Genomic DNA, 25,018 nt, shown 5'->3' with positions numbered 1-25,018 from the left:
CTTACTCGGGCGCCTGCAGCGGCTGGTTGCGCTGGCGCCAGCGCACGAGGCCCCACGCATACACGGCGTAGTAGCCGATGACGAGGCCGTAGGCGGCCATGGTCAGCGCGCTCTGGCCGAACGGCGGCGGCGGCACGGGCACGTCGAGGCGCGAGTTCAGGTAGATCTCCATGCCGCGGTATAGCAGGCGGGTGATGAACAGCATCGTGATGGCCAGGCCCAGGTAGCGGTGCTGGGTAAAGAAGAAATCCTTGCCGACCTGTTCGAAGCGCGTCAGCTTCAAGCCCAGCACGCCCAGCCAGCCTCCGGCCAGCGCCGCCGCGCCCAGGCTGGACAGGGGCAGGACGTCGAATTTCGTCGTCGTCGCCAGGAACAGCAGCAGCGCGGGAAACGCGATCGCCACCGTCCAGTGCCGCCACAGCTGCGACTTCTGGCGCGCCACCAGTTTCTTCAGGCGCGAATAAATGCGCCAGACCAGCAGCGGGACCAGGAACAGCAGGGCGAGGGTAGTGGTTTCCATGTAGGCAATCGGGTGCGGGTAAAACAGCGATTGTAAGCCAGATGGGGGCGGGCGGCGATGCTTGTCAAACGGTAAAAGTTGCATGTTGACATTTACATGGCATGCAAGCACTATGCCTTGTCACGCCATGCCGCCGGCTGCCGACGTCCAGCCGGCAGGCAAATAGGGGCAGCGGCGGGCATCTCGTGGTATGGTCTTCCTTTGTCCGCAGGGGAGGTTCGCCATGTCCGTCATCCATGCCCACCGCGCGCCCGATCCGGCGCCTGTCGATGAACCCATGCCGGCGCCGGAGCCGCAAGAAGCGCCCGGGCGCCACCCGGGGCCAGTGCACCCGGTGCCGCAGGACGATCCTGTACCGCACCCGCACCCCAGTTAATCTCGTCAAGAAAGGCTGTTTCAGATGGCAATTGTCAAGGAAGTCTACACACGCAAAGTCAGCGGAGAATCGTTCGACTATGAACTCGATTACACCCAGGGCGCGGACGTGGCCTGGATTGCGCGCGTGTACCACGACGGCGTGCTGAAAGGCTCGCCGCACGGCGCGCTGACGGCCAACGTGCTGTCCGGCCCCGCGCTGGAACAATACCTGCGCGCGTATGTCGAAGGCATGATCGAGCGGGGCCTCGACGTGGCTGAGTAAGCCGTCGGCGGTAGAGCAAAGAAAAGGGCGCCGAGGCGCCCTTTGTTGTTTCTGGTGGTGTCGGATTAGCGGGGCCCCGCCTCGCGTAATCCGACAACATTGTTGGCCGCCACTCTAATCAAACGCCCACGTGTACAACACGTCCAGCGCATTGTTCGTGCCCGTCTGGAATTGCAAAGTGATGCGGCGGTTCAGCTTGTAGCGCAGCTTGACCAGGCTCGTCGCCGTGCTCGTGCCTTGCTCGAACGTCAGGTAGGCGCGCGACGACAGGCGCTTGCCGACGGTGACGACCGTGCTTTCCAGCCCTTGCGCCTGCGACAGGCCCACTTCGTCGAGGCCCAGCGAATTGGCCAGCTTGCCTTGCAAGCCGCCGCCGGAGCCGCCGAAGAGGGCGCCCGCGGCCGTCGTCAAGAGGGCCATTTCATCACCGGCCGCCGTTTCCGCGCCGTGGCCGAGGATCAGCCAGGCCAGCTTGTCGCTGTCCGACACGCTCGGCGTGGACACCAGTTTGGCTGTCGGCGCCTGGGCCGTGCCGCGCACTTCCACGCCCGCTTCCACATTCGTTTCCGACAGGGCTTCGCCTTCGGGACGCTTGCGCACGGCCAGGATATTGAGCGACGGGTTGTCGTAGGCACCCGTGAAGGCGATCAGGCCCCGTTCGATCGACAGCTTTTGCCCATATGCCGCATACAAGCCGTTGACGACCTTGATGCTGCCCGTCACGCGCGGCGCGGCGCGGTTGATGACTCTGGCGCGCACATTGCCCGCCAGGTCCGCATCGATGCCCATGCCGCGCAGGTGGAAGGCATTGCCCAGGTCGAATTCGAGATCGATATTCAGGGGCAAGGATGGCGCCTCCTTGCCGCCCTTGACTTCCTTGCCCAGCACCACCACGTCGCTGCTTTGCGTCGGCGTATCCTGCGGCGCCAGCTCGATCAGCGCGCGGTTGGCCTTGAACTTGCCCTCGAAGCTGAAGCGCTTGTCGTTGCGCACCAGGGTGCTGTTGCCCGACAAAATCAAGGTGCGGTCGGGACGCGACAGCGCCTGCAGGCGGTCGGCCATCAGTTTCAGTTCCAGGCTTGCTTCGCCATTCGCAAAGCGTACCCAGCCATCGGCCTGCACCTTGCCTTCGCCGCCGTCAAAGCTCAGGCGCTGCAATTGCAATTGGTCGCCGGCCAGCTTGGCTTGCAGTACGCCATTGCGCAACTTCAAGCCCTGGTCGGCCCAGTTCACCAGCAGCTTGCTGCCTTGGATGTCGCCATTCAATTGCGGCGCACCGATGGTGCCGCTGCCGGCCAGCGCCACTTTCAGGGCGCCGCCCAGCTCCAGACCCGGCTGGCCCGTCAGCGGCGCCAGCCACGCCAGAGAATCGATATTGGTAGTGCCCGTCAGCGAGAGGGCGCTGTCGTTGCTGATGCGCCCGCCCAACATTTGCACGGTGGCATTGATATCACTCTGGCCCGCGCGCGCGCCATCGAGTTTGACGGCCAGGCGCAGTTGCTGGTTGGCCACGTCGATGCGCGCATCGAGGGTGCGCAAGCCCAGCGCCAGCGGCTGTTCCACGCCTACCGTCACGTCGCCTTTTTCGCGGTAGATGTGCAGCATGCCGGCCAGGGACGGGTCTTTTTGCTTGGCCGTCGGCACCTGCATGTCGAGCGACCATTGCGCGCCCAGGGTCAGGTCGCTGCGCGCATTGGCTTGCAGCGCGGGGATCACTTGCGCCAGGTAGGTCAGCGCCACGCCGGCCGCCTGGCCGGAACTGGTCCAGCGGGGACCGTTCTTGACCAGGCTTTGCATGGTGATGCTGCCTGCTGGCAATTTGATGACGGTGTTGCCCACGCTGATCTGCTCGGGCTGGCCCAGGCCCGCCACGCCGCTGCCGGCGGGACCGGCCACTTTGACGGGCACGGGTGCTTGCAGTACCAGCGCATAGCGGCCCTTGTTTTGCAGGCTGTCGATGGTGCCCGTCCAGCTGGCGCCGCTCTGGCTGCCGCGGATTTGCACGGTGGCATCGACGTCGTCGTTGCGCGCCGCCAGGCTCACCGTATGGCTGCCGCGCGTGCCCGTCGTGCCCAGTCGGGCGCTGGCCAGCTTGAAGGTGGGCGTGCTGTAGCCCGTGATGTCCAGGCTGCTGACCATGGGGTCGAGCGCGCCCTGGCCGGCGCCCACGCTGGCGCTGCCTTTGATGGATTTCAGTTGCTGGTCGCCAAAGAAGGTCAGGTCACGGCCGTCGAGCGTCAGTTGCGCGGCCGGCGCGTCCATCTTGCCGGAGACGGAGCCGGCTGCCTGCAGCGCGCCGGCAAAGCGGGGGCCCAGGGTCGACAGTTGCGGCGCATCGAGTTTCCACGTCAGCTTGTCGGTGGCGCCGCCCAGCGCGCCCTTTGCCAGCAGGCTGTTCGGCCCCAGGCGCAGTTCCGCATCGACGTTGTCGACCCGTTTCGCATTGGCCGACAGTTTGGCGTAGCCGGCCAGCGGGGCGTTTTGCAGGGTCGATTCGCGCAGGGCCAGGTTGAGGGCCACTTGCCAGTCGGCCGTCAATCGGCCGCTGCCGTTGAAATCCGCATTGACGTTGCCGTTGGGTAGTGCAGCACCGAAGGCGGCCGGGTTGATCTTTTGCAAGGAACCCGTCATTTTCAGTTCCGCTTCCTGCTTCGGTCCCGTCAAGCCCACGTCGCCGCTGGCGTGGATGGCGCTGTCCGGCGCAGGACGCTTGCCGCTGCTGAGGCCCAGTCCCTTTGCATCGGCAACAAAGCTCGTGCGCGGCTGCTGCAGGGTGCCTTGCACCACGCCGCTGGCCAGTACGCTGCCCAGCAAGTCGCCTTGCAAGGCCGAGAGCTGGCGCGCATCGACGTTCCAGTTGAGTTTTTCGCCGGCGCCGCCAAAGTTGCCCTTGGCCGTCATGTTGTTCTTGCCCAGCGCCAGCTGCGCGTCGATGCCGCTGAAATGGGCTGCATCGGCCGTCAGCTTGCCTTTGCCCGACAGGGGTTGGCCGAGCAGTTTGCTGGGGCGCACGGTGAAGTCCGCATTCGCCAGCCACTGGGGTGCCACGTGGCCATTGGCGCGCACGTCGAGGTTCAGGTCGGCCACGGGGAAGGCGCCGAAGTCGGCGGGATTGAGACGGCTGGTGCTGGCCACGGCCTTGAAGGGTTGTTCATCCTTCAGGCTGATCTGGCCCGTCGCGTTGACGCTGCTTTTGCCTGCTTGCAAGGTCGCCTTGCGCAATTGCACAAGCGAATCGGCCAGGGTCGCTTCCACGTCCAGGCGCAGCTTGGCTTCGCCCAGTTTGGCGCGCAGGGTTTGCGTCTTGCCGTCGCTGTCGAGCACGATATCGCCGACGATCCTGGTGCTGTTGATGCTGCTGTAGATGTGCTGCAAGTCGATCTTGTCTGTGTGCAAGGTCAGTTGCGCATTGCCGATGGGCGCGTCTGCCGCGTCGCGGTTGAGCTTGCCACTGCCCGTGAACTTGCCCGCATTGCCGAAGTCGATGATGGCCGACTCCAGGGTCGTGGCCGTCAGGGTGCCGCCCAATCTCGCCTCGAACTGGCGCAGCGGCAGCTTTTGCTGGTCGATGGGGCCAGGCGTGGCGTGGTTGAGGATGGCCAGCTTGCCCGACACGGTTTGCGCGCTGGATCGGGTGTCGATGGTGGCATCGAGTTCCAGGCTCAGGTCCGCCTGCGGCAGGGTGGCGTCGAACTTGCCCGGATTGATGTTGCGGCCACGGATGCTGGCCGAGCGCAGGATGATGACGGGGTCGAATGGCGCCAGCGCCAGCTGGGCGTCGGCCGTGGCCGCGCCTGCGCTGCCCTTGGCTGTCACGTTCAGCACGTTCAGGTCGCCGCCCAGCTGCAGCGCCAGGGCGGCCGGTTTTTCACCGGCGGCAGGGGTGAGCTGCGTCAAGCCGGCTTTGCCTGACAGTTTGAACGGCTGCGTGGCGGCAATCGTCGCGCTGGCCGTGGCCTGGCCGAACGGGGTCAGGGCCGAAGCGTCTTCCAGCTGCCATTGCGACTTGTCGCCCGACAAGGTGAAATGGATCTTTTCAAACACCGTGTTGCCGCCTGCGCTCACCAGGGTCACCTTGTCCAGGCGCGCGTCGGCAATGCCGATCTTGAACGGCGCGGCCAGGCTGGCCGGCATGGTCGACGGTTCGTCGGACGGCGCCGTGCTTTCCACGGACAGGCTGGCCACGTGCAGTTCGCTGATGGCGATGCCTTCCGAAAAGAACTGGAATGGCGACCAGTTGATGTCGATATTGTCGGCCGTGATGTGCTGCGTCTTGCTGCGGTAGCTGACGTGGCCCAGGTGCATGCGGTTGTACAGCGAGCCGGACACGCCCGACACTGCGATGTCGCCGCCGCTGGCGCTGGCCACTTTTTGCACCAGCATCTGCAAGGTCGATTCGCGGCCCAGGAACCAGAAGGCGCCGCCCAGCAGCACGGCCAGGCTGGCGACGCCGATCAAGAGATAGCGCAATGCCCGGCGCGTTTTTTTCGCCGGAGGCTGGGGCGCGGCGTTCGGCGCCTCGGTAGTCATATCGGACATCAGAAAGTGAATCCCAGAGAGAAGTGCAAACGGTAGGCGTGGACGGCGTGGCCATACGCCACGTCGACATTGATGGGGCCGACGGGGCTCTTGTAGCGCCCGCCCAGGCCGTAGCCCGATTTCGGCGTCAGCGCCTTGACGGTATCGGCCGCGTTGCCGGCGTCATAGAAGGCGGCAATCGCCCACTTCGGCTTGAACCAGTACTGGTATTCGGCGCTGGCAGTGGCCATGTAGCGCCCGCCGACTGTCGCGTCGCCTTCCTTGACGCCCAGTTCCTGGTAGGCATAGCCGCGCACCGACTGGTCGCCGCCCGCGCGGAACAGATAGACGGCTGGCACGCCGCGTTTTTCCTTCGAGCCCAGCGCGCCCATTTCGCCGCGCACGATCAGCTCGCCTTTTTCACCGAGCGGACGGTAATACACGGCCTTGCCGGCCACGCGCACGAAGCGCTCGTCCGTCAGCACGGGCAGCAGGGCGCCGCCCACTTGGGCGTTGATGACGTAGCCCTTGGTGGGAAACAGCAGACTGTCGAGGCTGCGCTTGGTGATGGCATAAGTCAGCGGCAAGCTCTTGCTGCGCGTCTGTTCCAGGCCGACGACGGTCTTGTCTTCGCTGAGGAACTCGAACGTCAGGCTGCGCTCGAGGTTGGTGCCGCCCCAGTTGCGCTTGGCCGAGATGGTGGTGACTGCCGTGATTTCGTTGGAAATGTCGCTGCGCTCGAACGAGGCGCCCGCGCTGTCGTTGTAGCCGCGCGCGGTCGTTGGAAAGTAGAAATTGGCGTGCGCCGCCTGCTTCTTCGTTTCCATGGTGATCGCGCTCTTGAAGCGCGTGCCCCACACGTTCAGGTTGTCATAGTTGAGCTGGGCGCGATTGCCCGTATTCGTACTGAAACCGAGACCGGCGCTGACGTTCTGCTGCTTGTTTTCCGTCACGCGCACCACCAGCGGCAGCAGCGGCGCGGGGCCGCGCTTGACGGGCTTGGCATCGGGAGTGGCCTCGGCTTGCTGGCTTTCCTGGCCCGCCTCGATCTGTTCGCTGAGGATGCTGCTCATGTCGGCGCTCACTTCCACGCTGGCAAAGTAGCCCGTGTCCTGCAGGCGCGCCTGCAACGATTGCAGCGCCGATTCGCTGTAGTACTCGCCCGGGCGTATCTTGTCGAGGTTGCGGATGATGCTGGCATCGTAGCGTTTCAGGCCTTCGATGCGCAGTTCGCCGAAGCGCAGCTCGGGGCCGCTGTCGAGCACCACCAGCAAGGAGACCTTGTGCGTTTCCGGGTCGACCACGGCTTGCGTATCGACCAGCTGGGCGCGCGGGTAGCGCGTTTGCACCACTTCGCGCAGCAGCGCGCGCTTGGCCGCTTCCCAGTCGGACTGGCGAAATACGCTGCCCGTTTTCAAGGACCAGCTGCGCTTCAGGGCTTCCGTATCGTAGGGTTCGGACGCGGCCAGCGGCGGCGTGGGGTCGAAGCCGCGCAATTCCAGCTCGACCTTGTCGATGGTTACCGGCTGGCCCGGGTCGAGGTCGACGATGACGACGGGTTTGGCCCCCGTCGTATCGACGCGCACCGTGACGACGGGCGTGTAATAGCCGGCCGTGGCGACGAGGTTTTTGGCTTGCTCGGGCGTATCGCGCACGAGGCGCTGCAATTGCTCGCGGTCCATGCGCGGGTTGCCGCGGAAGCGTTCCAGGTCCAGGTTTTTTTCGAGCAACTCATCGAGGTCGCCGGGCGCGTTGACCTTGACCTCGTACTGCAGCGGGGCGGGCGCCGCTTCCGTGGCGGGGGTGTCGGCGGCCGCGTCTTGCGGACGCTCTTGCGTTCCCTCCTGCGCGCGGGCCTGGACGGCCGGGCATGCCAGGATGACACTGCCGGCGGCCGCCAGTGTCAGTTGACCCATTACTTTTGTCACTACTTGTGCCAAAATTCGTGGTCGTATCGCCTTGCCGGCAGCCGTATGCCGTATGGGTCGTGCAGAAAACATGGTGCTCCAGATGAGTAAATGCTGACTGCATGTTACCGGAATAGGTAAACTGATGGCGGACGAATAAGTATTTTTTGCACCGGGAATCATGTTTCCCTGCGCACTATTGCAACAGATAAAACATAGAAAGAAAATTTATGCTAGCAACGGACTCCGCACTGGTGCTCTTTAGCGGTGGACAAGATTCCACCACCTGCCTGGCCTGGGCCTTGAAACACTATAGCCGCGTGGAAACGATTGGCTTCGACTATGGCCAGCGCCATGCGATCGAGCTGACCGTGCGTCCTGGCGTGCTGGAACAGATGCGCCAGCAGTCGCCCGAATGGGATAGCCGCCTGGGCCAGGATCACATGATCGACCTATCCCTGATTTCCGCCATTTCCGATACGGCCATGACGCAGAACGTCGAGATCGTCATGCAGGAAAACGGCTTGCCGAACACCTTTGTGCCTGGACGCAACTTGCTGTTCATGACGGTGGCCGCCACCGTGGCGTATCGCCGCGGATTGACAGTGCTGGTGGGCGGCATGTGCGAGACGGATTTTTCCGGCTATCCGGATTGCCGCGACGATACGATGAAGGCGCTGCAAGTGGCCCTGAACCTGGGCATGAATACGCGCCTGAAGCTGGAAACGCCGCTGATGTGGCTGGACAAGGCGCAAAGCTGGGACCTGGCGGAAGACCTGGGCGGCCAGCCGCTGGTCGACCTGATCCGCAGCGGCACGCATACGTGCTATCTGGGCGAGCGGGGCGAGCTGCACGACTGGGGCTATGGCTGCGGCACTTGCCCCGCCTGCGCCCTGCGCGCCAACGGCTACCAGCAGTACGCGGCGAGAAAATCCCTGAAGTAAAGTAAACAGTTTGCGCCGTTTCTTCAAGCGGCGCGGCAGGGTTGACGGCCATGCTGTGGTTTTAGCCACAGGAGCGTCTTGCCATGAAATCCCTCTTTGCCGTGCTGTACGGCCCCGCGTTCTGGGCCGGCTTCATCGGCGCCGCCAGTTACCTGATTGCGGTGTGCCACTACTCTCTCTGGGTCTTGCCGCCCTTGCTGCTGCTGGCCCTGCTCACTTCCTTTCTTGCCGAACGCTATCTGCCGTATGACGGCGCGTGGAACCACGATCACGGCGACGGCTGGCGCGACAGCCTGCATGCGCTCGTCAATGAAGCGCTGTATCTGCTGGGCCTGGCTGCCTTTCCCCTGCTGGCCGGGCATCTGGCGCTGGGCGCATTCTGGCCGGTCCAGCTGCCTTTCTGGGCACAACTGTTGCTGGCGATCGTCATCGCCGACTGCGGCATCACGCTCGTGCATTACTTGAGCCACCGCTATTATTTTCTGTGGAAACTGCATGCCGTGCACCACAGCGTGCAGCGCCTGTACGGTTTCAATGGCTGGATGAAGCACCCGCTGCACCTGCTGCTGGAAGCGGCGGGCGGCATGCTGCCCTTGCTGCTGCTGGGCATACCGGAGCGTGTCATGGCCGTGCTGGCGTTTGCCGTGGCGATCCAGCTGTTGCTGCAGCACGCGAATGTCGACATGCGCATGGGGCCGCTGCGCCACGTGTTTGCCTGGGCACCGCTGCACCGTTTTCATCACATGAAATACGGCACGGCCGGCGACGTGAATTTCGGCCTGTTTTTTACTTGCTGGGACCGCTTGCTGGGCACGCGTTTCGACGCACCGGGCTACCGCATGCGGGGCGAGGACCTGGGCATCGGCAGCCGTCCCGATTATCCGCTCGCGTATGGGGCGCAATTGATCGAACCGTTCCGCGCGGAAGAGGGCGTGCGCGCGCCCGAGTTGCCGGCCGGCTTGCGGCAGGCGCGCAATCGCGTCATCAATCGAGCAGCTTGACGTCGAGCTGGCGCAAGCTGCGGTCGGCGCGCACGCCGAACAGGCTGCGCATGGTGCGCGAAAAATGCGCGGCATCGGCAAAGCCGGCGCCGTGGGCCGCCTGCGTCAGGGTGTTGCCGAGCAAGATGAAGCGGATGGCCAGGCGCAGGCGGCGCCACAGCACCAGCCGCCGCACGGGCAGGCCCAGCTGCGCGCTGAACAGGCGTTCCAGCTGGCTCAGCGACAAATGCGCCGCCTCGGCCACGGCAGCCGCGCTGACCTTGCCCGACAGCAGCGCATCAACCTTGTCCAGCGCCCGCAGCAAGCGGGGATCGGGCAAGCGCTCGCGTGGCTGCGCCTGCAGTGCCGCCGCCAGATTGTCCAGGCTGGGTACGCCAGCGCTGGCGGCTGCTGCCAGCAGGGCCGCACCGCCCAGGCGCTGCGGCTCCGCATAGATGGTCAGCACGGGCGCCGGCGCGGCCAGGATGGCGTGCGGGCGCAGGCTGTCGATCAGCAAGTGCTGCGCCGTGTGGACGATGCCGTCGAGCTCGGCCGTGAAGGGCGCCCCGGTGCTCAGCATCAGCTGGTGCGCATAATGGGCGTGGCTGTCCGTGGCGCCCGCTGCACCATGCAAGATGGCAAAGTCTGGCGCCAGCCATAGTGTTCCCTGCCAGCTATCGTGCTGCAAACGTGACTCCCAGTTGATGGATTGCGGGGCGATCATACCAGCTGGTGGGGATGGTTTTCACGGCATCGAATTTTCCTGGAGTACGTATCATTGCATTGACGAAATATGTGATTTTTTGAATGCAATATTCAGCATTGCAAGGGCGCCCGCTGTAACGTACTATCATTCTCATCGACGACCGATGGTAGTCGTGCAGCCCGCTGCCAGCCATGTTGCTGGCCGTGTAGCGGTTGGATACCCATTCTGCTTGTCAACCTGTCATGCCCACACGCGCGTCTTCGTCATGGTTTGCCTGGCCAGTGTCGCACTGGGTGGGACCGCGCGCGTTGGCCGCGCTGGTGCTGGCGCTATGCCTGGGATTGACGTATGGCGCCTGGCGCAATGCCCACGACGCCAGCGAACAGCAGGTGCGGGCCGATTTCGATTTCCGCGTGCGCGAACTGGTGGGCAACATCGTCGGCCGCATGCAGACGTATATCCAGGTGCTGCATGGGGTGCAGGGACTGTATGCCAGTTCGCAGGAAGTCACGCGCCGCGAATTCCATACCTATCTGGCGGTGCAGCAGGTGGACCGCCACTTTCCCGGCATTCACGGCATCGGCTACCTGCCGCTGTTGTCCGGCGCCGCCCTGGCGCGGCACGAGGCAGGCGTGCGCGCGGAAGGCTATCCCGGCTATGCCGTGCGTCCGCATGGCCAGCGCGCCTGGCATGCGCCCATCACCTATCTGGAACCTTTGAGCGAGAGCAACCTGCTGGCCTTCGGCTACGACATCGGCTCGGAGCCCGTGCGCCGCGCCGCGCTGGAGCAGGCGCGCGATACGGGGCAGGCCGCCATGACGGGCAAGATCCACCTGGTGCAAGATGGCGGCAGCGCGCAGGCGCATGGTTTCCTGATCGTGCTGCCCGTGTATGACAATGGCTTGCCGCATGCCAGCGTGGCGCAGCGGCGCGACGCCTTGCGCGCCTGGGTTTTTGCGCCGTTCCGCATGGGCGATCTGATGGCGGGGGTGGGCGGCGAGAGCGCGCGGCAGCTGGACCTGGAAATCTATGATGGCGCGCAACTGGCCGAGGCGGCCCTGATGTATGACAGCTTGCCGGGGGCCTTGTCCTCTGTCGCCTCGGACAGCCTGCTGTCGCAGCAAACGATCACCATCGCCGGCCATGCCTGGACCTTGCGCGTGCGCGCCATACCGGGCTTTGATGGCGAACTGCTGGCGCGGCCTCGCCTGGTAGCCTGGACCGGCTTGCTGGCCAGCATTGTGCTGGCGCTGGCCACCTGGCTGCTGGCGGCGGGCCGCGCCCGTGCCCAGGCGGCGCTGGCGCGTTCGAGCGAACTGACGGGCCAGCTGGAGCAGGGGCAGGCGAGCGTGCTGGCGATGGCCGAGGCGGCGCAGCGCAGCCAGGCCATGCTGCGCAGCATCCTCGATTCGACCATCGACGGCATTCTGGTCGACAATACCGATGGCCGCATCTTCACGTCGAACCGGCGCTTCCGCGACCTGTGGCAAGTGCCGGACGCGCTCGACTGGCAAGCCGATGGCACGGCGCTGGTGCGCCACGTGGAAGGCCAGCTGGAGCAGGCGGCGCCTTTCCTCGGGGCGCGCGCCCACGCGCCGCACGGCCACCGCGAGCGGCGCGACGTGCTGCACCTGCGCGATGGACGGGTGGTCGAGCAATATGTGCGCAGCATGCAACTGGGCAATGAACAGGCGCGCTTGTGGACCTTCCGCGATATCAGCGAGCGCAGCCAGATGGAGCGGCGCGAACACACGCGGCGGCAAGTGCTGGAAATGCTGGCCACGGGCGCGCCGCTGGAACGGGTGCTGGAAAGCGTGGTGCTGAGTGTGCAAGCCGACCATCCCGCCATGCTGTGCAGCATCTTGCTGCTCGATGAAAGCCGCCACCGCCTGGTGCTGGGCGCGGCGCCCAGCTTGCCCGCATTCTTCAATCTGGCCAGCCATGGCCATGACCTCGACACCCTGCACGGCGTGCATGGCATCGCCGCACAAGCCCTGCGCGACGGCCAGCGCGTGATCGTGGGCGACCTGCATGCCGAGGCGCAGGACGCGATGGAACTGGCGTGCCGGGCCCAGCTGCAATCGTGCTGGGCCGAGCCCGTGCGTGGCGGCTCGGGCAAGCTGCTCGGCGTGCTGATGGCGTATCACCGCCAGCCGACGTTGCCGGGCGCGGCGCATCTGGCGCGGCTGAGCGAGGCGGCGCATCTGGCCGGCATGGCTATCGAGCAGGCGCAGGTGGCGCTGGCCCTGCGGGCCGGCGAAGCGCGTTTCCGCAGCCTGTACGACCATGCGCCCGTGGCCCTGTGGGAGCAGGACTGGTCGGCCGTGCGCGCCGCGCTCGATGCTCTCGAGCAAGCGGGCGTGCGCGACCTGGGCGCCCACTTTCAGGCCAATCCGGACGCGCTGCGGCAACTGGCGGGGCTGGTGCGCATCATCGATGCGAACGGCGCCGCGCTGGCGCAGGTGCGCGCCAACGAGGACGATCAGCGCCGTGGCGCGCTGGGCCTGGCGCAGAATTTCGACGACAGCGCCATGCCCCGCTTTGGCGACGCCTTGCTGGCGCTGGCTGGCGGCGCCCACCTGTACGAGTGCGAAAGCAGCTTCGTGCGTCTCGATGGTGCGGCGCGGCAAAATGAATTGAGCTTGCTGGTGATGCCCGGCCATGCGGACAGCCTGGATTTCGTCATGGTGTCCTCGCTCGACATCACCGAGCGCAAGCGCATGAATGCGGAACTGCTGCAGCTGGCCACCACGGATTTTTTAACCGGCTTGCCGAACCGGCGCCACTTCATGGCGTCGCTGGAAAACGAGCACGCCCGCCTGCAGCGCGAACTGGCCAGTTGCGCCAGCGTGCTGATGCTCGACATCGATCACTTCAAGCGGGTCAACGACGAGCATGGCCACGCCGTGGGCGATGCCGTGCTGCGCCACCTGGGTGCGCTGATGTGCCAGGCGCTGCGCAAGGTCGACGTGCCGGGTCGCGTGGGTGGCGAAGAATTCGCCATCCTGCTGCCGGGCACCGACCTGTCGGCAGCGGCCGTGTTTGCCGAACGGCTGCGCCGGCGCGTGGCGGAAAGTGCACTGACCACCGATGGCGGCATTGTGATCACCATCACGGTGAGCATCGGCATGGCTGCCATGGCCGGCACCGATGCCGATTGCGACGCCGTGCTGGCGCGCGCCGACGAGGCGCTGTACCGGGCCAAGCGGGGCGGGCGCAACCGCATCGAGCAGAATGACGGCGGCAGCGACGGCGTGCTCAGCAAGTTCATGGCGCAGTGATTACAGGCTGTGCTGACGCGCTTGCGCCTGCTTGCGGTTGCGGCTGACGATCAGCCAGACGATGGCGACGGGAATCAGCAGCGGCAGCAGCACGGGCGTGCTCAATGCCAGCGCCAGCACCACGCACAAGGCCACCACGGCGATCAGCACCACGCCCACGCCGGCCAGGACGACCCCTGTGACGACAGCGGCGCACACCAGCGCAATGGCGGCGATCAGCAAGCCGCCGCCGGCAAATACCAGGCCGAACAGCCACTCCAGCGGACCGTCGACATCGTCGCCGTGGAACTGCATGTGCATGTCGCTGCCGCCAATCTTGTCGAGGAACAGGCAGGCAAGCATGACGATGAGGGCGAAGGTGAGCAATTTTTTCATGGTGAGCCTCGGTGTGTGGGTGGTGGGGGATTGCATGGTCACACTGTAGGGACGCGCCCGGCTGGCCGCCAGCGGCGTGCGACAGGCCGTCATTTTCACGGTATGGAAGGCGCTGGCGGGCAGAAAACGCTGATCTGGAACAAGATTTATCTTCTTGTAATGTGCGCAAGCCGTCCTATACTGAATTCCTCAGTCTCGCAAGGAGGGCAACATGCTTTTGTTTGCAGATACCGGGGATCAATCGCTATCCCCCCCTGACCGTCGCATCACGCGCCAGCGTAGCGCCACGCAGTCCTGCGCCGAGCCCGTCGGCGCGCCCTCGGCGATACCGCCGATCATCATCACCCCGTTCAATTACCATGCGCCGCTGCCTGCCATCGACCCGCGCTGGGTACCACCCGGTCCACCGCTGACCTGGCCCAGCCGGCCTGCCATGTCGATGAACTGACAAGCTGCCGGGGCTGGTGCCGGACGGAAGTGTTGGACGTGCCGCCGCGCCTTCGGCAAGGCGGCACGGGCGGGCGTTTTCGACTATCATGCTAGCCCCGACCTTCCATCACGAGCACCGCCATGAGTACCGATTTCCCCGACTTTTCCGACGAAGCAGCCGAGCAGGACAATGACGCCCCGATCCAGGAGCCGCGCCTGTGGGTAGGCAATGGCTGGACGGCGCGTGTGATCAAGAACGAGGAAGATGAAGGCTGGGCCGTGGCCATGATCAAGGATGGCGAACCGGAACCGGCGCTGGTAGGACCGTGGACCATGGGCCGCGACAAGAAAAATCCGAAGCCGCTCGACGTCAACGCGTTCAACACGCTGGTCAAGACGGCCTCGGAAGTGCTGCGCCGCCACGAGCAGCAGCTGCATGCGCAATTGCACAAGAACCTGTTCGTCGCCACCGACGAGGGGCAAGTCAAGGTGATGTTCGACATCGTCCCCGACGAAGAGCACCCATACGCGGAACTGAGCGCCTACGATGCCGAGGGCGAACAGATCGCCAAGGTGCGCACCTCGGCCGCGTTCAAGTTCAACGCGACGTCCGCCGCCAACTGGATCGAAGGCGGCTACCGCCGGCCGTAAGCTGCATATTGTTGGCGCCGGTATTGATGTCGGATTACGCTCCTTCAGAGCTAATCCGACCTACCTCTTACGGCATACGCGAGCCGGTACAGCAGCGGCAGCACCAGCAGGGTCAGGGCTGTCGACGACAGGATGCCGCCGATGACCACGGTGGCCAGCGGGCGCTGCACTTCGGCGCCCGTGCCCGTGGCAATGGCCATCGGCACGAAGCCCAAGGACGCCACCAGCGCCGTCATCAGCACGGGCCGCAGGCGCGTGATGGCGCCTACACGTATCGCTTCCTGCAAGGGCATGCCCTGCTCGCGCAACTGGCGGATGTAGGCGATCATCACCAGGCCGTTCAGCACGGCGACGCCGGACAGGGCGATGAAGCCCACCGCCGCCGAGATCGACATGGGAATGTCGCGCAGCCACAGGGCGACGATGCCACCCGTCAAGGCGAACGGGATGCCGCTGAACACGAGCAAGCCATCCTTCACGTTGCCGAACATGGCAAACAGCAACACAAACACGAGGGCCAGCGCCACAGGCACCACCAGCTCCAGGCGTTTCGTGGCCGATTGCAATTGCTCGAACTGGCCACCCCAGCTGGTCCAGTAACCGGCAGGAATGGCCACTTGCGCTTGCAGCTGCTGCGTGGCGTCGGCCACGAACGAGCCGATGTCGCGCCCGCGCACATTCGCGCTGATGACGATGCGGCGCTTGCCGTCTTCGCGGCTGATCTGGTTCGGCCCAGGGGCCACGTGCAGGCTGGCCACTTCGCCGAGCGGGATAAAGCGCGCGCGGCCTTCCGCCGCCGCGCCCAGGGGCAGGGCGATGGGCAGGCGTTTGAGTTGCTCCAGGTCGCTGCGCAGGCTGTCGGGCAGGCGCACGACGATGTCGAAGCGGCGGTCGCCCTGGAACAGGGTGCCCGCTTCCTGCCCGCCGATGGCCGTGGCGATCGCCGCTTGCACATCAGCAATATTCAAACCGTAACGGGCCGTCTGCTCGCGGTCGATCTGCACCGTCAGCATGGGCAGCCCCGTCGTCTGCTCGACCTTCACTTCCGTGGCGCCGGGAATCTTGCCCAGCACGCCCGCGATCTTCGCCGCCGTGCTGTCGAGCACGGCCATGTCGTCGCCGAACAGTTTGACGGCCACGTCGCTGCGCACGCCGGAAATCAGTTCATTGAAGCGCAGCTGGATCGGCTGTGAAAACTCGTAGTTATTGCCCGGCAAGCTGGTGGCCGTCGCTTCGATTTCCGCCAGCAATTGCTCGCGCGATTTCCCGGGCTGCGGCCACTGGTTGCGGGGCTTGAGCATGATGTAGCCGTCGGAAATGTTCGGCGGCATGGGGTCAGAGGCGATCTCGGCCGTACCCGTGCGGGCGAACACGCGCGCGATCTCCTTGTGGTTGGCCATCAGCTTGCGTTCCAGCTGCTGCTGCATGGCCAGCGATTGCGTGAGGCTGGTGCCGGGGATGCGCAAGGCCTGGATGGCGATGTCGCCCTCGTTCAGGCTGGGCACGAATTCGCTGCCCATGCGCGTGGCCAGCAAGCCCGACAGCAATACGGCGACCGCCGCACCCGTCAGCACGACGGGCGTGTTGCGCATCACCTTCTCCAGCAGCGGGGCATACCAGCGCTTGGCGGCGCGCATGATGGCGTTTTCCTTCTCCGCCACCTTGTCGCCGATAAACAGCGCCACGGCGGCCGGGATGAAGGTGATCGACAGCAGCATGGCGCCCAGCAGGGCGATGACGACCGTCAGGGCCATCGGCGTAAACATCCGTCCTTCCACGCCGGTGAGCGCGAAGATGGGCAGGTACACCACCATGATGATCAGCTGGCCGTACAGCAGGGGGCGGCGCGCTTCTTGCGATGCCGCAAACACTTCATGAAAGCGCTCCTGCAAGGTCAATGGCCGTCCCAGTTTCTGCTGCGCGTGGGCCAGGCGGCGCACGCAGTTTTCCACGATCACCACGGCGCCATCGATGATGATGCCGAAGTCCAGCGCCCCCAGGCTCATCAGGTTGGCGCTCACATGGTATTGCACCATGCCCGTAAACGTGAACAGCATGGCCAGCGGAATCACCATGGCCGTGATGACGGCCGCGCGTATATTGCCGAGAAACAGGAACAGGATGGCGATCACCAGCACGGCCCCTTCGAGCAGGTTTTTCTTCACCGTATTGATGGCCTTGTCGACCAGCACCGTGCGGTCATACACGGTGACGGCGTGCACGCCTTTCGGCAAGCTGCGGTTGATCTCCAGCATCTTCTTGTCGACCGCCTGCGACACGGCGCGGCTGTTCTGCCCGATCAGCATGAAGACCGTGCCGAGCACCACTTCGCGGCCGTTTTCCGTGGCCGCGCCCGTGCGCAGCTCGCGCCCCAGCACCACGTCGGCCACGTCGCGGATGCGGATGGCCACGCCCTGCACATTGGCGACGACGATGTTGGCGATGTCGCTTTTGGACGCCACCTGGCCCGGCGCGCGTATCAGCAACTGCTCGCCCTGTCTTTCGATGTAGCCGGCGCCCACGTTGCTGTTGTTGCGTTCGAGCGCCGTCACCACTTCCTGCAGGCTGATGCCGTAGGCGGCCAGTTTTTCCGGATACGGTGCCACCTGGTACTGCTTGGCGTAGCCGCCGATGGCGTTGATCTCCGTCACGCCCGTGACGTTGCGCAACTGCGGCTTGATGATCCAGTCCTGGATTTCGCGCAAGTCCGTCGGCGTGTACGGCGTGCCGTCCGGCTTCTTCGCGCCATCCTGCGCTTCCACCGTCCACAGGTAGATTTCGCCGAGGCCCGTGGAGACGGGGCCCATCTTCGGCGTGATGCCAGCCGGCAAACTTTCCTTCGCTTCCTGCAAGCGCTCGTTGATCATCTGGCGCGCAAAATAGATGTCCGTGCCATCCTTGAAGATCACGGTCACTTGCGACAGGCCATAGCGCGATAGCGAGCGCGTCTGCTCCAGGTTGGGCAAGCCGGCCATGGCCGTCTCGATGGGGAAGGTGACGCGCTGCTCGGTTTCCAGCGGCGAATAGCCGGCGGACTGGGTATTGATTTGCACCTGGACATTGGTGATGTCGGGCACGGCGTCGATGGGCAGCTTTTGATAGCTGTAGGTGCCCAGGCCGGCCATGGCAGCGACGGCCAGCATCACCAGCCAGCGCTGGTCGATGGCGAAGCGGATCAAGCGTTCAAACATGATGGTTTCCTTTGGCTTGACGTGATCAGTGTTCGTGACCGGCGGAGTCCTTGCCCAGCTCGGACTTCAGCACAAAACTGCCTTGCGCCGCGTAGGGCGTGCCGGCGGCCAGCCCCTGCCTGATGTGCGTCAAGCTGCCATCGCTGCGGCCCGGCACCACGGGCGTGGCCTGGTAGCCATCCTTGACCTGCACGAAGACGACGGGCTTGTCTTCCACCGTCTGGATGGCCGTGCTGTGCACGGTGACGGGCGCGTCCGCTTCGCCGGACACCACTTCCACCGTGACGAACAGGCCAGGGCGCCAGGCCATGTCGGGGTTCAGCAAGCTGATGCGTGCCTTGGCCGTGCGCGTCTGTTCGCCCAGCAGCGAGCCCACATAGGTGATCGTGCCTTGCGCGCTGGCGTCAAACGCGGACGCTTTCACCTCCGCCTTGCCTCCCATGCGCACGGTGGCCAGGTCTTTTGCCGGCACGGCGATTTCCGCCCACACGGTCGACAGGTCGGAAATGACGAAGATGTTCGCGTCTTCCTTGACGGCTTCGCCCAGGGTGATATGTTTTTCCAGCACCATGCCGTCGAACGGCGCGCGGATCTCGTAGCGGTTCAGCGGCCCTCTGGCCGCCCCGCTGGCGCCCAGCGCGCTGAGCTTTTGCTGCGCGTTCTGCATGGCGATTTCCGCCTCGCGCCACGCTTGCTGCGCCTGCAGATAATCCTGTTCGGCCGAAATTTTCTCGCGCCACAGTTTTTCTTCGCGCTCATACATGGAGCGGGCCAGCGACAAGCGCCGCTGCGCGGACAGCAATTCGCTGCGCTGTTCCGACAGCTCCGTGCTGGCGATGACGGCCAGCACTTGCCCCTTCTTGACCAGCTGGCCCAGGTCGGCGTGCACGGCTTCCACCACGCCGGCCAGGCGCGGCACGACGTGGGCCGTGCGGTCTTCGTTGAAACGGATTTCGCCGGGCAGGGCCACCGTCGTCTTGATGCGCCCGGGCGCGGCCGTGGCGATGACGACGCCGGCGGCCTGGCTTTGCGCGGCCGTCAATTCCAGCCGGCCTTCCACTTCCTCGTGGCCATGTTCGTCTTTCTTTTCAGCATGTGCCTCCGTCTGGGCGGCGGCGGCTGGCTGGGTCTTGGAATTGCCCGTGCCGAGGATGAGCACTGCCAGCACGATGCCGGCGGTGGCGATGGAAGCGATGGCGATCGCCTGTTTTTTGTCGAGTGTGATGTTCATGGAGGATGTTCCTTACAGGGGAGCTGGTGTGCCCAGCAGGCGCTCGATGTCGGCGGCGGCGTGCTGCGCTTCGGCCAGCGCGCGCAGGTATTGGTTTTTGGCTTGCAGCAAGGTGCGCTGGGCATCGAGCACGTCGAGGAAGGCGAATTTGCCGAACTCGAAACCCTTGCTGGCCGCGTCGTAGGCGCTCTGCGCGCCAGGCAAGATGTCCTGGCGCAAGCTTTCCACGTCGAGCCGGGCCGTGGCCAGCCGCTCGCTGGCGGCGGCGACCTTCGTTTGCACATCGATGCGCACGGCGGCCAGCTCCTCGCTGGCCTTGTCGCTGCGGCGCAGGGCCTCCAATTTGTTGCCCGCATTGCGGTCGAACAGCGGTAGCGGCAGGGCCAAGCCGATGATGGCCTGGTTGCGGCCCAGCTCTTCCGAGCGCTTCATGCCGATGCTGACTGTGACGTCGGGCGTGGCGCGCCGCTGTTCCACGTCCAGCATGGCTTGCCGCTGGGCCAGCGCGCTGTGCGCCTGGCGCACGGCTGGCGCCTGGGCCATTCGCGCCGCCAGTTCATTGGCGGGTGGCAGCTCCGGCAAGGTTTCCAGGCGCCCCTCTGCCAGGGTGAAGCGGGGCGTGGCATTGCCCCACAGGGCGGCCAGGCGCTTGCGCGCGCCCGCCAGGGTGCTGCGGGCCAGGTTCAGTTCCAGCCGCACGCTCGCTTCGGCGACCCTGGCGCGGGTTTCCTCGACAGGGGACGCCTTGCCGGCCGTGACCCGGCGCGCCGTGATGTCGCTGGCGCGCGCGGCCAGCGCTTGCGCGCTGTCGGCCAGGCGCAAGCCTTCCTGCGCCGCCAGCACGTCGACAAAGGCGGAAGTCACGGCCGCGCGCGTGTCGGCTTGCTGCAGGGAAAGTCCCGCTTGCGCCAGGTCTTCGCCGCGCTGGGCGGCGGCGGTGCGCGCCCCCCGCTTGCCGCCCAGTTCGATGAGCTGGTTGAGTTGCACGGTGGTGCTACGCGTGGCGCGCCGCGTGTCTTCCAGCACGGTTTGCAGTTCCGGATTGGGCCGGGCGCGCGCCTGTTGCAGGGCGCCGCCCTGCGCCGCCAATTCATGGCGGGCGGCCGACAGGGTGGCGTTGCCGCCTTCGGCCAAGGCCAGCGCGGCGGGCAGGGTCAGGGGCGCGGCGGGTTCCACGCTAGATTGCGCGTGGGCAAAGTTGCCGGCCAGCAGGCCAGCGGAAAGTAACAAGATAAATGTGTGCATCGAATTCTCCAACAGCATGGAAAAGAATTCGACGGGACGCGCAGGCTGGCGCCTGACTTCAGCGAAAAGTGATTGAAACGTCCCGTCGGCCTAGATGGCCGACGACCAGTCAGGGCGCTTGGGAGCGTCCGGGATGTGGGAAGCGTAAAAGAAGGGGCCAGTGTCCGCGTTGACGGACGCCGTGTCGCCGATAGGCAGGCTGGAGCCGGCCGGCAGCCACGCATGGCCGATGCCGTGGCAGACGTTGCAGTCGCTGTGCGGCTGGCCTTTGGATTGCTTGTCAGCCTTGTCGGCGACCGGTTTTTTGTCCGCATCCGCCTTGTGCTGGTGGCTGTGGTGGCCCAGGTGCTGCGCCGCCTTGCCTTCCTCGTGCAGGCAATACGCGCTCGCCGCGGCCCAGGACATCTGGAGCGGAAGCACGAACAGCAGCAAAATGAGGAAGAATCGGCGCATGGTGACGGCTATTGTACAGAAAGAAGCGCTTAGCGTGGCTGGGCGCGCCACGCCTTCAATTGCGCGGCGATGGCCTTGCCCTGGAATAACTGTGGCTCGGAATGCTCTTCCGTCTCCATGCCGCTTTCGCGGAAGTCGGCCGCCTCGCGCGCCTGCACCAGCACCCTGGCCTGCTCGAACGCTTCGGCAAAGCCCGCGCTCTTCGGCAGCGCTTCCTTGAAATACGCTTCGCTGAAATACGTAAAATCGTTCTGGTCGTCGCAGCCGAACGAGGTGCGGTCGCTGCGCGCGGCCGTGATGATGAGAGTATGGTCATCTTTCAGCGGCGCAATAAAACCGCCCGCATAGCAGGCCGAGATCACGATGACCTTCCAGCGGATGCCGCTGTGCTTGAGCATGGTGGCCAGCTCCTGCGCGGGCAGGCTGTGCAGGTCCATGCCGTTTTGCGCCAGCGCCAGTTCGTGCTCGGGCGAGCCGTGGCTGGTGAGGAACAGGAACAGGATGTCGTTCTGCTTGTCCATCTTCGCGCCCAGGGCGTCGAGGCTGGCGGCGATGCTGGTGCGCGTGGCCATCGGCTGCTGCGCCACCGTGTTGCGGCTGTTGACGAGCATCAGGGAGCGCCCCACGGTGCCGTAATCGCGGTCGAACTGGCGCTGCACGAAGGCCGTTTCGCGGTGAAATACTTCCTGCGCGCCATCGCCGGCCACGCCCAGCAAATACAGGTTGATCTTTTTCGCCGCATCGCGCGGCGCGATACGCGCCAGGGCGCCGTCGAGCAGGCTGCGCTGCTGGTACAGGGCCAGTTCGATATTGTCGCGCGTGAGCTTGTCCAGGGCCGGGTCGTCCAGCTGGCCTTCGGTCCAGTGGCCGCTGTCTTCGCGCCGGCCGTCCGCCTGCGCCACGGCGTAGCGCAGCACGCCTTGGCCGTCGAACTGGCCATTCTTGAAGCCGCCCCGGTACTCGTCGCCCTCGGCCGTGCGCAGCACGCCGACACCGTCGAATTTCCAGTCTTTCAGCTCGCCTTCGTAGTGGATGCCGTCGCTGGTGATGACTTTCGCCTTGCCCTGCACCTGGCCCAGGACGAATTCGCCTTCGAAGACGGTGCCGTCCGTGTCGGTCAGCTTGCCGGCGCCATGCGGGCGCCAGTGCTTGAAGTGGCCTTCGAAGGTGGCGCCATCGGCGCCCTGGAAGCGGCCTTGTCCCTCGAAGCTGCCCCTGACGAAGCTGCCCGCATAGATTTCGCCCTTGGGCGAGGTGTAGCGGCCGGTGCCATCGAAGGCGCCCTGCCGGAAGGCGCCCGTGTATTCGACGCCGGAAGCCTGGCGCAGCTTGCCCTGGCCGGAAAACACGCCGCGCGCGAAGCCCCCTTCATAGAACGCGCCGCTCGCGTATTCGAGCCGGCCCTGGCCGTGCATCTTGCCCGCGACGAGGGGACCGAAATAGCGTCCGCCATCGGCTGTTTCCGCCGCCGGCGCCTTGGCCGGCGCGGCGCACAGCGGCGGCATGCCCAGCGCGGCAAAGGCCAGCAGGCCGGCGAGGGTGTAGGGGCGAAGCGAGGCGCGTAGCGTGGCGGTCATGAGGACGGTCTGGTCTGTAGGAAGGGGCCTAGTCTGCCACTGTATCGCCAAGGTGGCAAATGCTGGCGTGGCGTGTGTTGCTCGGCCTGAATGCAAGATTCTGCGTTTTATGCCGTGCCAAGGCGGGGCTGAACTGATAATATTGATTTTCAGAACATATACTTGCACAAGGTACATAGTCACCCATGGAAAGCCGCCTCAGCCGCCTGGAAGCCGTTCAAACCGTGTTGCTGGAAATCGGGCAGCGCTCGAGCACCTGCAGCGATATCAGCGAATTCCTGCAGGCGGTGCATGCGGCGCTGGGGCGCATCATGTATGCGGCCAATTTTTATGTGGCCCTCAGCGACCGCGATGACGGCCTCGTGCGCTTTCCGTATTTTGTCGATGAATTCGACGCCGCGCCCGATCCGGACGAGGGCGTGCGCCTGGCCAGCGCGGCGCAGTCGCCGACGGCATGGGTGATCGTCAACCGCAAGCAGCTGGTGATGACGGCCGACGACGACGCCATGCGCGCCATCGATGGCGGCGCCTGGGGTGGTGGCACGGCGGCCGAGCACTGGATCGGCTGTCCGCTGCTGGACCAGCAGCACCAGGTGCTCGGCGCCATCGTCATCCAGAGCTATGACGCGCAGCACCGTTTCAGCCTGGAAGACCAGGCCCTGTTTGCGCTGATCGCCACGCACGTATCGAGCGCGCTGCAAGGCATGCAAAGCATGGACCGGCTGGAAAAGGCGGTGCAGGAGCGCACGGCCCTGCTGGCGCACGAGGTGGCCGAGCGGCGCCGCGCGGAAAATCTGCAACATGCGCTGTATGAAATCGCCAACCTGTCGGCACAGGCGGCCGACGCGACGACCTTGTACGCGCGCCTGCACGCCATCATCAGCGAGCTGGTGACGGCGAAGAATTTTCTGATTGCCCTGTATCACCCGGACACCAAGGACATCACGATTCCGTACTTCGTCGACGAAAAGGATGCGCAGGCGCCCGTAAAACGCTTTCATTACGGAATCGGCATGAGTTCGTATGTGCTGGCGCGGCGCCAGGCGTGTTTGCTCGATGCCAGCAGCTATGCGGCGCTGGTGGCCAGCGGCGAGATGGACGAGCCGCTGGGCAATGTCGGCATCGCCAGCTGGATGGGAGCGCCCATGCTGCTGGGCGAGCGCCAATATGGCGTGATCATCGTGCAAAGCTACGATGAGTCCGTCGTGTATGGGCAGGCGGAACTGGACGTGCTGGCCTTCATGGCCAGCCACGTGGCCGTGGCGATGGCCCGCATCCAGGCCGACAGCGCCATGCGCCAGGCCAAGGAAGCGCTGGAAGAGCAGAATGCGGCCCTGAACAGCGCCCTGAGCGCCTTGCAGGAAGCGCAGTCGGAACTGGTGCGCCAGGAAAAGCTGGCCTCGCTGGGGCGCCTGGTGGCCGGCGTGGCGCATGAAATCAATACGCCGCTGGGCATTTGCGTCACGGCCACCAGCCACCTGGTGCAGGAATTGAAACTCACGCGCGAAGATCTGGAAGGCGGCCAGCTCGATGAAGACGGCTTGCGGCAGTTCTTCGACATCATCGACCAGACCCTGCGCATCATGACGACGAATACGCAGCGCGCCGCGGCGCTGGTGCGCAGCTTCAAGCAGGTGGCCGTCGACCAGTCGTCGGACGAATTGCGCAGCTTTCACTTGCGCAAATACCTCGATGAAATCCTGCTGTCCTTGCAGCCCAAGCTGAAGGGCAAACCGGTCAAGGTGGACATCGATTGCCCGCCCGAGGTGCAGCTGCGCAGCTATCCGGGCGCCGTCTCGCAGATCGTCACGAACATGGTGGTCAATTCACTGGTGCACGGCTTTGTCGAAGGCGAGCCGGGCAAGATCAGGATCAGTGCCAGGACGGCCGGCGAGATGCTGGAACTCGACTACAGCGACGATGGCATGGGCATGGACAGCGCCACCCTGGGCCAGTTGTTCGACCCCTTCTTCACGACGAAGCGCGGTTCCGGCGGCAGCGGCCTGGGTGCGCATATCCTGTATAACCTGGTGACGGGGCCGCTGGGCGGCACGGTGAAGGTGGTCAGTGCTCCGGGGATGGGATTGCACTACAAGATACGCTTCCCATTGGAGCCGAAGAGCGCTTGAAAACCTGAAAACGGCGGGCCGGATTGGCCCGGGATGCCCGTGTTGGGGGCTTGGGCCGAAGCGTGTTTTGCCGGCGTGCGGGGTCAGACCCTCAGCGACGTAGGTCGGATTAGCGGCAAGGCCGCGTAATCCGACGCTACCAGCGGCGTCAACGATGTTGTCGGATTACGCGCGGCGTTGCCGCGCTAATCCGACCTTGTATTATTCCTCTCATGCGGTTGGTGGTGTTGCGAACAACATC

At 65.1% G+C, this 25,018-nt stretch carries 18 protein-coding genes; 8 read left to right on the top strand and 10 right to left on the bottom strand.

Annotated features, from left to right (window positions below):
* Nucleotide 1 precedes the first annotated feature (1 nt).
* The gene (locus AC54AF_RS01885; RefSeq protein ID WP_496634997.1) at nt 2–520 is read right to left on the bottom strand and encodes a CcdC protein domain-containing protein; all 519 of its coding nucleotides are present in this window, start codon (nt 518–520) and stop codon (nt 2–4) included.
* A 223-nt stretch (nt 521–743) separates the two neighbouring features.
* On the opposite strand from AC54AF_RS01885, the gene AC54AF_RS01880 reads away from it, so the two are divergent.
* Nucleotides 744–896 (top strand): hypothetical protein, encoded by a 153-nt coding sequence (locus AC54AF_RS01880; RefSeq protein WP_332862931.1) that lies wholly within the window; start codon nt 744–746, stop codon nt 894–896.
* A 24-nt stretch (nt 897–920) separates the two neighbouring features.
* Nucleotides 921–1,160: a hypothetical protein gene (locus AC54AF_RS01875; protein ID WP_034753464.1), complete on the top strand. Its 240-nt coding sequence runs from the start codon at nt 921–923 to the stop codon at nt 1,158–1,160.
* A gap of 114 nt (nt 1,161–1,274) precedes the next feature.
* On the opposite strand, the gene AC54AF_RS01870 is transcribed toward AC54AF_RS01875, so the two are convergent.
* Nucleotides 1,275–5,699, bottom strand: coding sequence for a translocation/assembly module TamB domain-containing protein (locus AC54AF_RS01870; protein WP_496634995.1), 4,425 nt, complete (start codon nt 5,697–5,699; stop codon nt 1,275–1,277).
* Nucleotides 5,699–7,594: an autotransporter assembly complex protein TamA gene (locus AC54AF_RS01865; protein ID WP_496634993.1), complete on the bottom strand. Its 1,896-nt coding sequence runs from the start codon at nt 7,592–7,594 to the stop codon at nt 5,699–5,701. The genes AC54AF_RS01870 and AC54AF_RS01865 overlap by 1 nt, the downstream gene beginning before the upstream one ends.
* 221 nt (nt 7,595–7,815) lie before the next feature.
* Here AC54AF_RS01865 and queC point away from each other — a divergent pair, with 221 nt between their 5' ends.
* Complete coding sequence (queC, locus tag AC54AF_RS01860; protein ID WP_496634991.1) at nt 7,816–8,529, top strand: 7-cyano-7-deazaguanine synthase QueC; 714 nt, start codon at nt 7,816–7,818, stop codon at nt 8,527–8,529.
* Between the two features lie 83 nt (nt 8,530–8,612).
* The gene (locus tag AC54AF_RS01855) at nt 8,613–9,530 is read left to right on the top strand and encodes a sterol desaturase family protein (protein ID WP_496634989.1); all 918 of its coding nucleotides are present in this window, start codon (nt 8,613–8,615) and stop codon (nt 9,528–9,530) included.
* Here the strand turns inward: AC54AF_RS01855 and AC54AF_RS01850 are convergent.
* Entirely contained in the window at nt 9,514–10,233 is a 720-nt protein-coding gene (locus tag AC54AF_RS01850; RefSeq protein WP_496634988.1) for a helix-turn-helix domain-containing protein, read from the bottom strand. The two genes, AC54AF_RS01855 and AC54AF_RS01850, sit on opposite strands and share 17 nt — an antisense overlap.
* A 224-nt stretch (nt 10,234–10,457) precedes the next feature.
* Between AC54AF_RS01850 and AC54AF_RS01845 the strand changes: the two genes are divergently transcribed.
* Nucleotides 10,458–13,496, top strand: a complete 3,039-nt coding sequence (locus tag AC54AF_RS01845) for a sensor domain-containing diguanylate cyclase (RefSeq protein ID WP_496634986.1) — start codon at nt 10,458–10,460, stop codon at nt 13,494–13,496.
* On the opposite strand, the gene AC54AF_RS01840 is transcribed toward AC54AF_RS01845, so the two are convergent.
* On the bottom strand, nt 13,497–13,871 hold the full coding sequence (locus AC54AF_RS01840) for a hypothetical protein (protein ID WP_496634984.1): 375 nt from the start codon (nt 13,869–13,871) through the stop codon (nt 13,497–13,499).
* Between the two features lie 211 nt (nt 13,872–14,082).
* Here AC54AF_RS01840 and AC54AF_RS01835 point away from each other — a divergent pair, with 211 nt between their 5' ends.
* Together AC54AF_RS01835 and AC54AF_RS01830 are read left to right on the top strand one after the other, a co-directional pair.
* Nucleotides 14,083–14,319 carry a hypothetical protein gene (locus AC54AF_RS01835; protein WP_496634982.1) on the top strand — a complete coding sequence of 79 codons (237 nt, stop codon included), beginning with the start codon at nt 14,083–14,085 and terminating at the stop codon, nt 14,317–14,319.
* Nucleotides 14,320–14,441: 122 nt separating this feature from the next.
* Entirely contained in the window at nt 14,442–14,951 is a 510-nt protein-coding gene (locus tag AC54AF_RS01830) for a hypothetical protein (RefSeq protein ID WP_496634980.1), read from the top strand.
* A gap of 50 nt (nt 14,952–15,001) precedes the next feature.
* On the opposite strand, the gene AC54AF_RS01825 is transcribed toward AC54AF_RS01830, so the two are convergent.
* From AC54AF_RS01825 to AC54AF_RS01805, 5 genes are all read right to left on the bottom strand, one after another.
* On the bottom strand, nt 15,002–18,142 hold the full coding sequence (locus AC54AF_RS01825; protein WP_496634978.1) for an efflux RND transporter permease subunit: 3,141 nt from the start codon (nt 18,140–18,142) through the stop codon (nt 15,002–15,004).
* A gap of 25 nt (nt 18,143–18,167) precedes the next feature.
* On the bottom strand, nt 18,168–19,373 hold the full coding sequence (locus AC54AF_RS01820) for an efflux RND transporter periplasmic adaptor subunit (protein ID WP_496634976.1): 1,206 nt from the start codon (nt 19,371–19,373) through the stop codon (nt 18,168–18,170).
* 12 nt (nt 19,374–19,385) lie between these two features.
* The gene (locus AC54AF_RS01815; protein WP_496634974.1) at nt 19,386–20,618 is read right to left on the bottom strand and encodes a TolC family protein; all 1,233 of its coding nucleotides are present in this window, start codon (nt 20,616–20,618) and stop codon (nt 19,386–19,388) included.
* A gap of 90 nt (nt 20,619–20,708) precedes the next feature.
* Nucleotides 20,709–21,071, bottom strand: a complete 363-nt coding sequence (gene czcI, locus AC54AF_RS01810) for a cation efflux protein, CzcI family (RefSeq protein WP_496634972.1) — start codon at nt 21,069–21,071, stop codon at nt 20,709–20,711.
* A gap of 29 nt (nt 21,072–21,100) precedes the next feature.
* Nucleotides 21,101–22,648 (bottom strand): C13 family peptidase, encoded by a 1,548-nt coding sequence (locus tag AC54AF_RS01805; RefSeq protein ID WP_496634970.1) that lies wholly within the window; start codon nt 22,646–22,648, stop codon nt 21,101–21,103.
* Nucleotides 22,649–22,833: 185 nt separating this feature from the next.
* Here AC54AF_RS01805 and AC54AF_RS01800 point away from each other — a divergent pair, with 185 nt between their 5' ends.
* Nucleotides 22,834–24,777: a GAF domain-containing sensor histidine kinase gene (locus AC54AF_RS01800; protein WP_496634968.1), complete on the top strand. Its 1,944-nt coding sequence runs from the start codon at nt 22,834–22,836 to the stop codon at nt 24,775–24,777.
* The last annotated feature ends 241 nt before the right edge of the window (nt 24,778–25,018 follow it).

It is taken from the genome of Janthinobacterium sp. JF4 (genome assembly GCF_059617925.1).
This window is presented reverse-complemented; position numbering and strand designations above follow the sequence as displayed.

Coding starts and splice junctions, on each gene's coding strand:
- AC54AF_RS01865 (WP_496634993.1), bottom strand. CDS start 7,594: ATGGGTCAACTGACACTGGCGGCCGCCGGCAGTGTCATCCTGGCATGC.
- AC54AF_RS01820 (WP_496634976.1), bottom strand. CDS start 19,373: ATGAACATCACACTCGACAAAAAACAGGCGATCGCCATCGCTTCCATC.
- AC54AF_RS01830 (WP_496634980.1), top strand. CDS start 14,442: ATGAGTACCGATTTCCCCGACTTTTCCGACGAAGCAGCCGAGCAGGAC.
- AC54AF_RS01805 (WP_496634970.1), bottom strand. CDS start 22,648: ATGACCGCCACGCTACGCGCCTCGCTTCGCCCCTACACCCTCGCCGGC.
- AC54AF_RS01800 (WP_496634968.1), top strand. CDS start 22,834: ATGGAAAGCCGCCTCAGCCGCCTGGAAGCCGTTCAAACCGTGTTGCTG.
- AC54AF_RS01850 (WP_496634988.1), bottom strand. CDS start 10,233: ATGATCGCCCCGCAATCCATCAACTGGGAGTCACGTTTGCAGCACGAT.
- czcI (WP_496634972.1), bottom strand. CDS start 21,071: ATGCGCCGATTCTTCCTCATTTTGCTGCTGTTCGTGCTTCCGCTCCAG.
- AC54AF_RS01855 (WP_496634989.1), top strand. CDS start 8,613: ATGAAATCCCTCTTTGCCGTGCTGTACGGCCCCGCGTTCTGGGCCGGC.
- AC54AF_RS01885 (WP_496634997.1), bottom strand. CDS start 520: ATGGAAACCACTACCCTCGCCCTGCTGTTCCTGGTCCCGCTGCTGGTC.
- AC54AF_RS01845 (WP_496634986.1), top strand. CDS start 10,458: ATGCCCACACGCGCGTCTTCGTCATGGTTTGCCTGGCCAGTGTCGCAC.
- AC54AF_RS01870 (WP_496634995.1), bottom strand. CDS start 5,699: ATGTCCGATATGACTACCGAGGCGCCGAACGCCGCGCCCCAGCCTCCG.
- AC54AF_RS01825 (WP_496634978.1), bottom strand. CDS start 18,142: ATGTTTGAACGCTTGATCCGCTTCGCCATCGACCAGCGCTGGCTGGTG.
- AC54AF_RS01835 (WP_496634982.1), top strand. CDS start 14,083: ATGCTTTTGTTTGCAGATACCGGGGATCAATCGCTATCCCCCCCTGAC.
- AC54AF_RS01815 (WP_496634974.1), bottom strand. CDS start 20,618: ATGCACACATTTATCTTGTTACTTTCCGCTGGCCTGCTGGCCGGCAAC.
- AC54AF_RS01875 (WP_034753464.1), top strand. CDS start 921: ATGGCAATTGTCAAGGAAGTCTACACACGCAAAGTCAGCGGAGAATCG.
- AC54AF_RS01840 (WP_496634984.1), bottom strand. CDS start 13,871: ATGAAAAAATTGCTCACCTTCGCCCTCATCGTCATGCTTGCCTGCCTG.
- queC (WP_496634991.1), top strand. CDS start 7,816: ATGCTAGCAACGGACTCCGCACTGGTGCTCTTTAGCGGTGGACAAGAT.
- AC54AF_RS01880 (WP_332862931.1), top strand. CDS start 744: ATGTCCGTCATCCATGCCCACCGCGCGCCCGATCCGGCGCCTGTCGAT.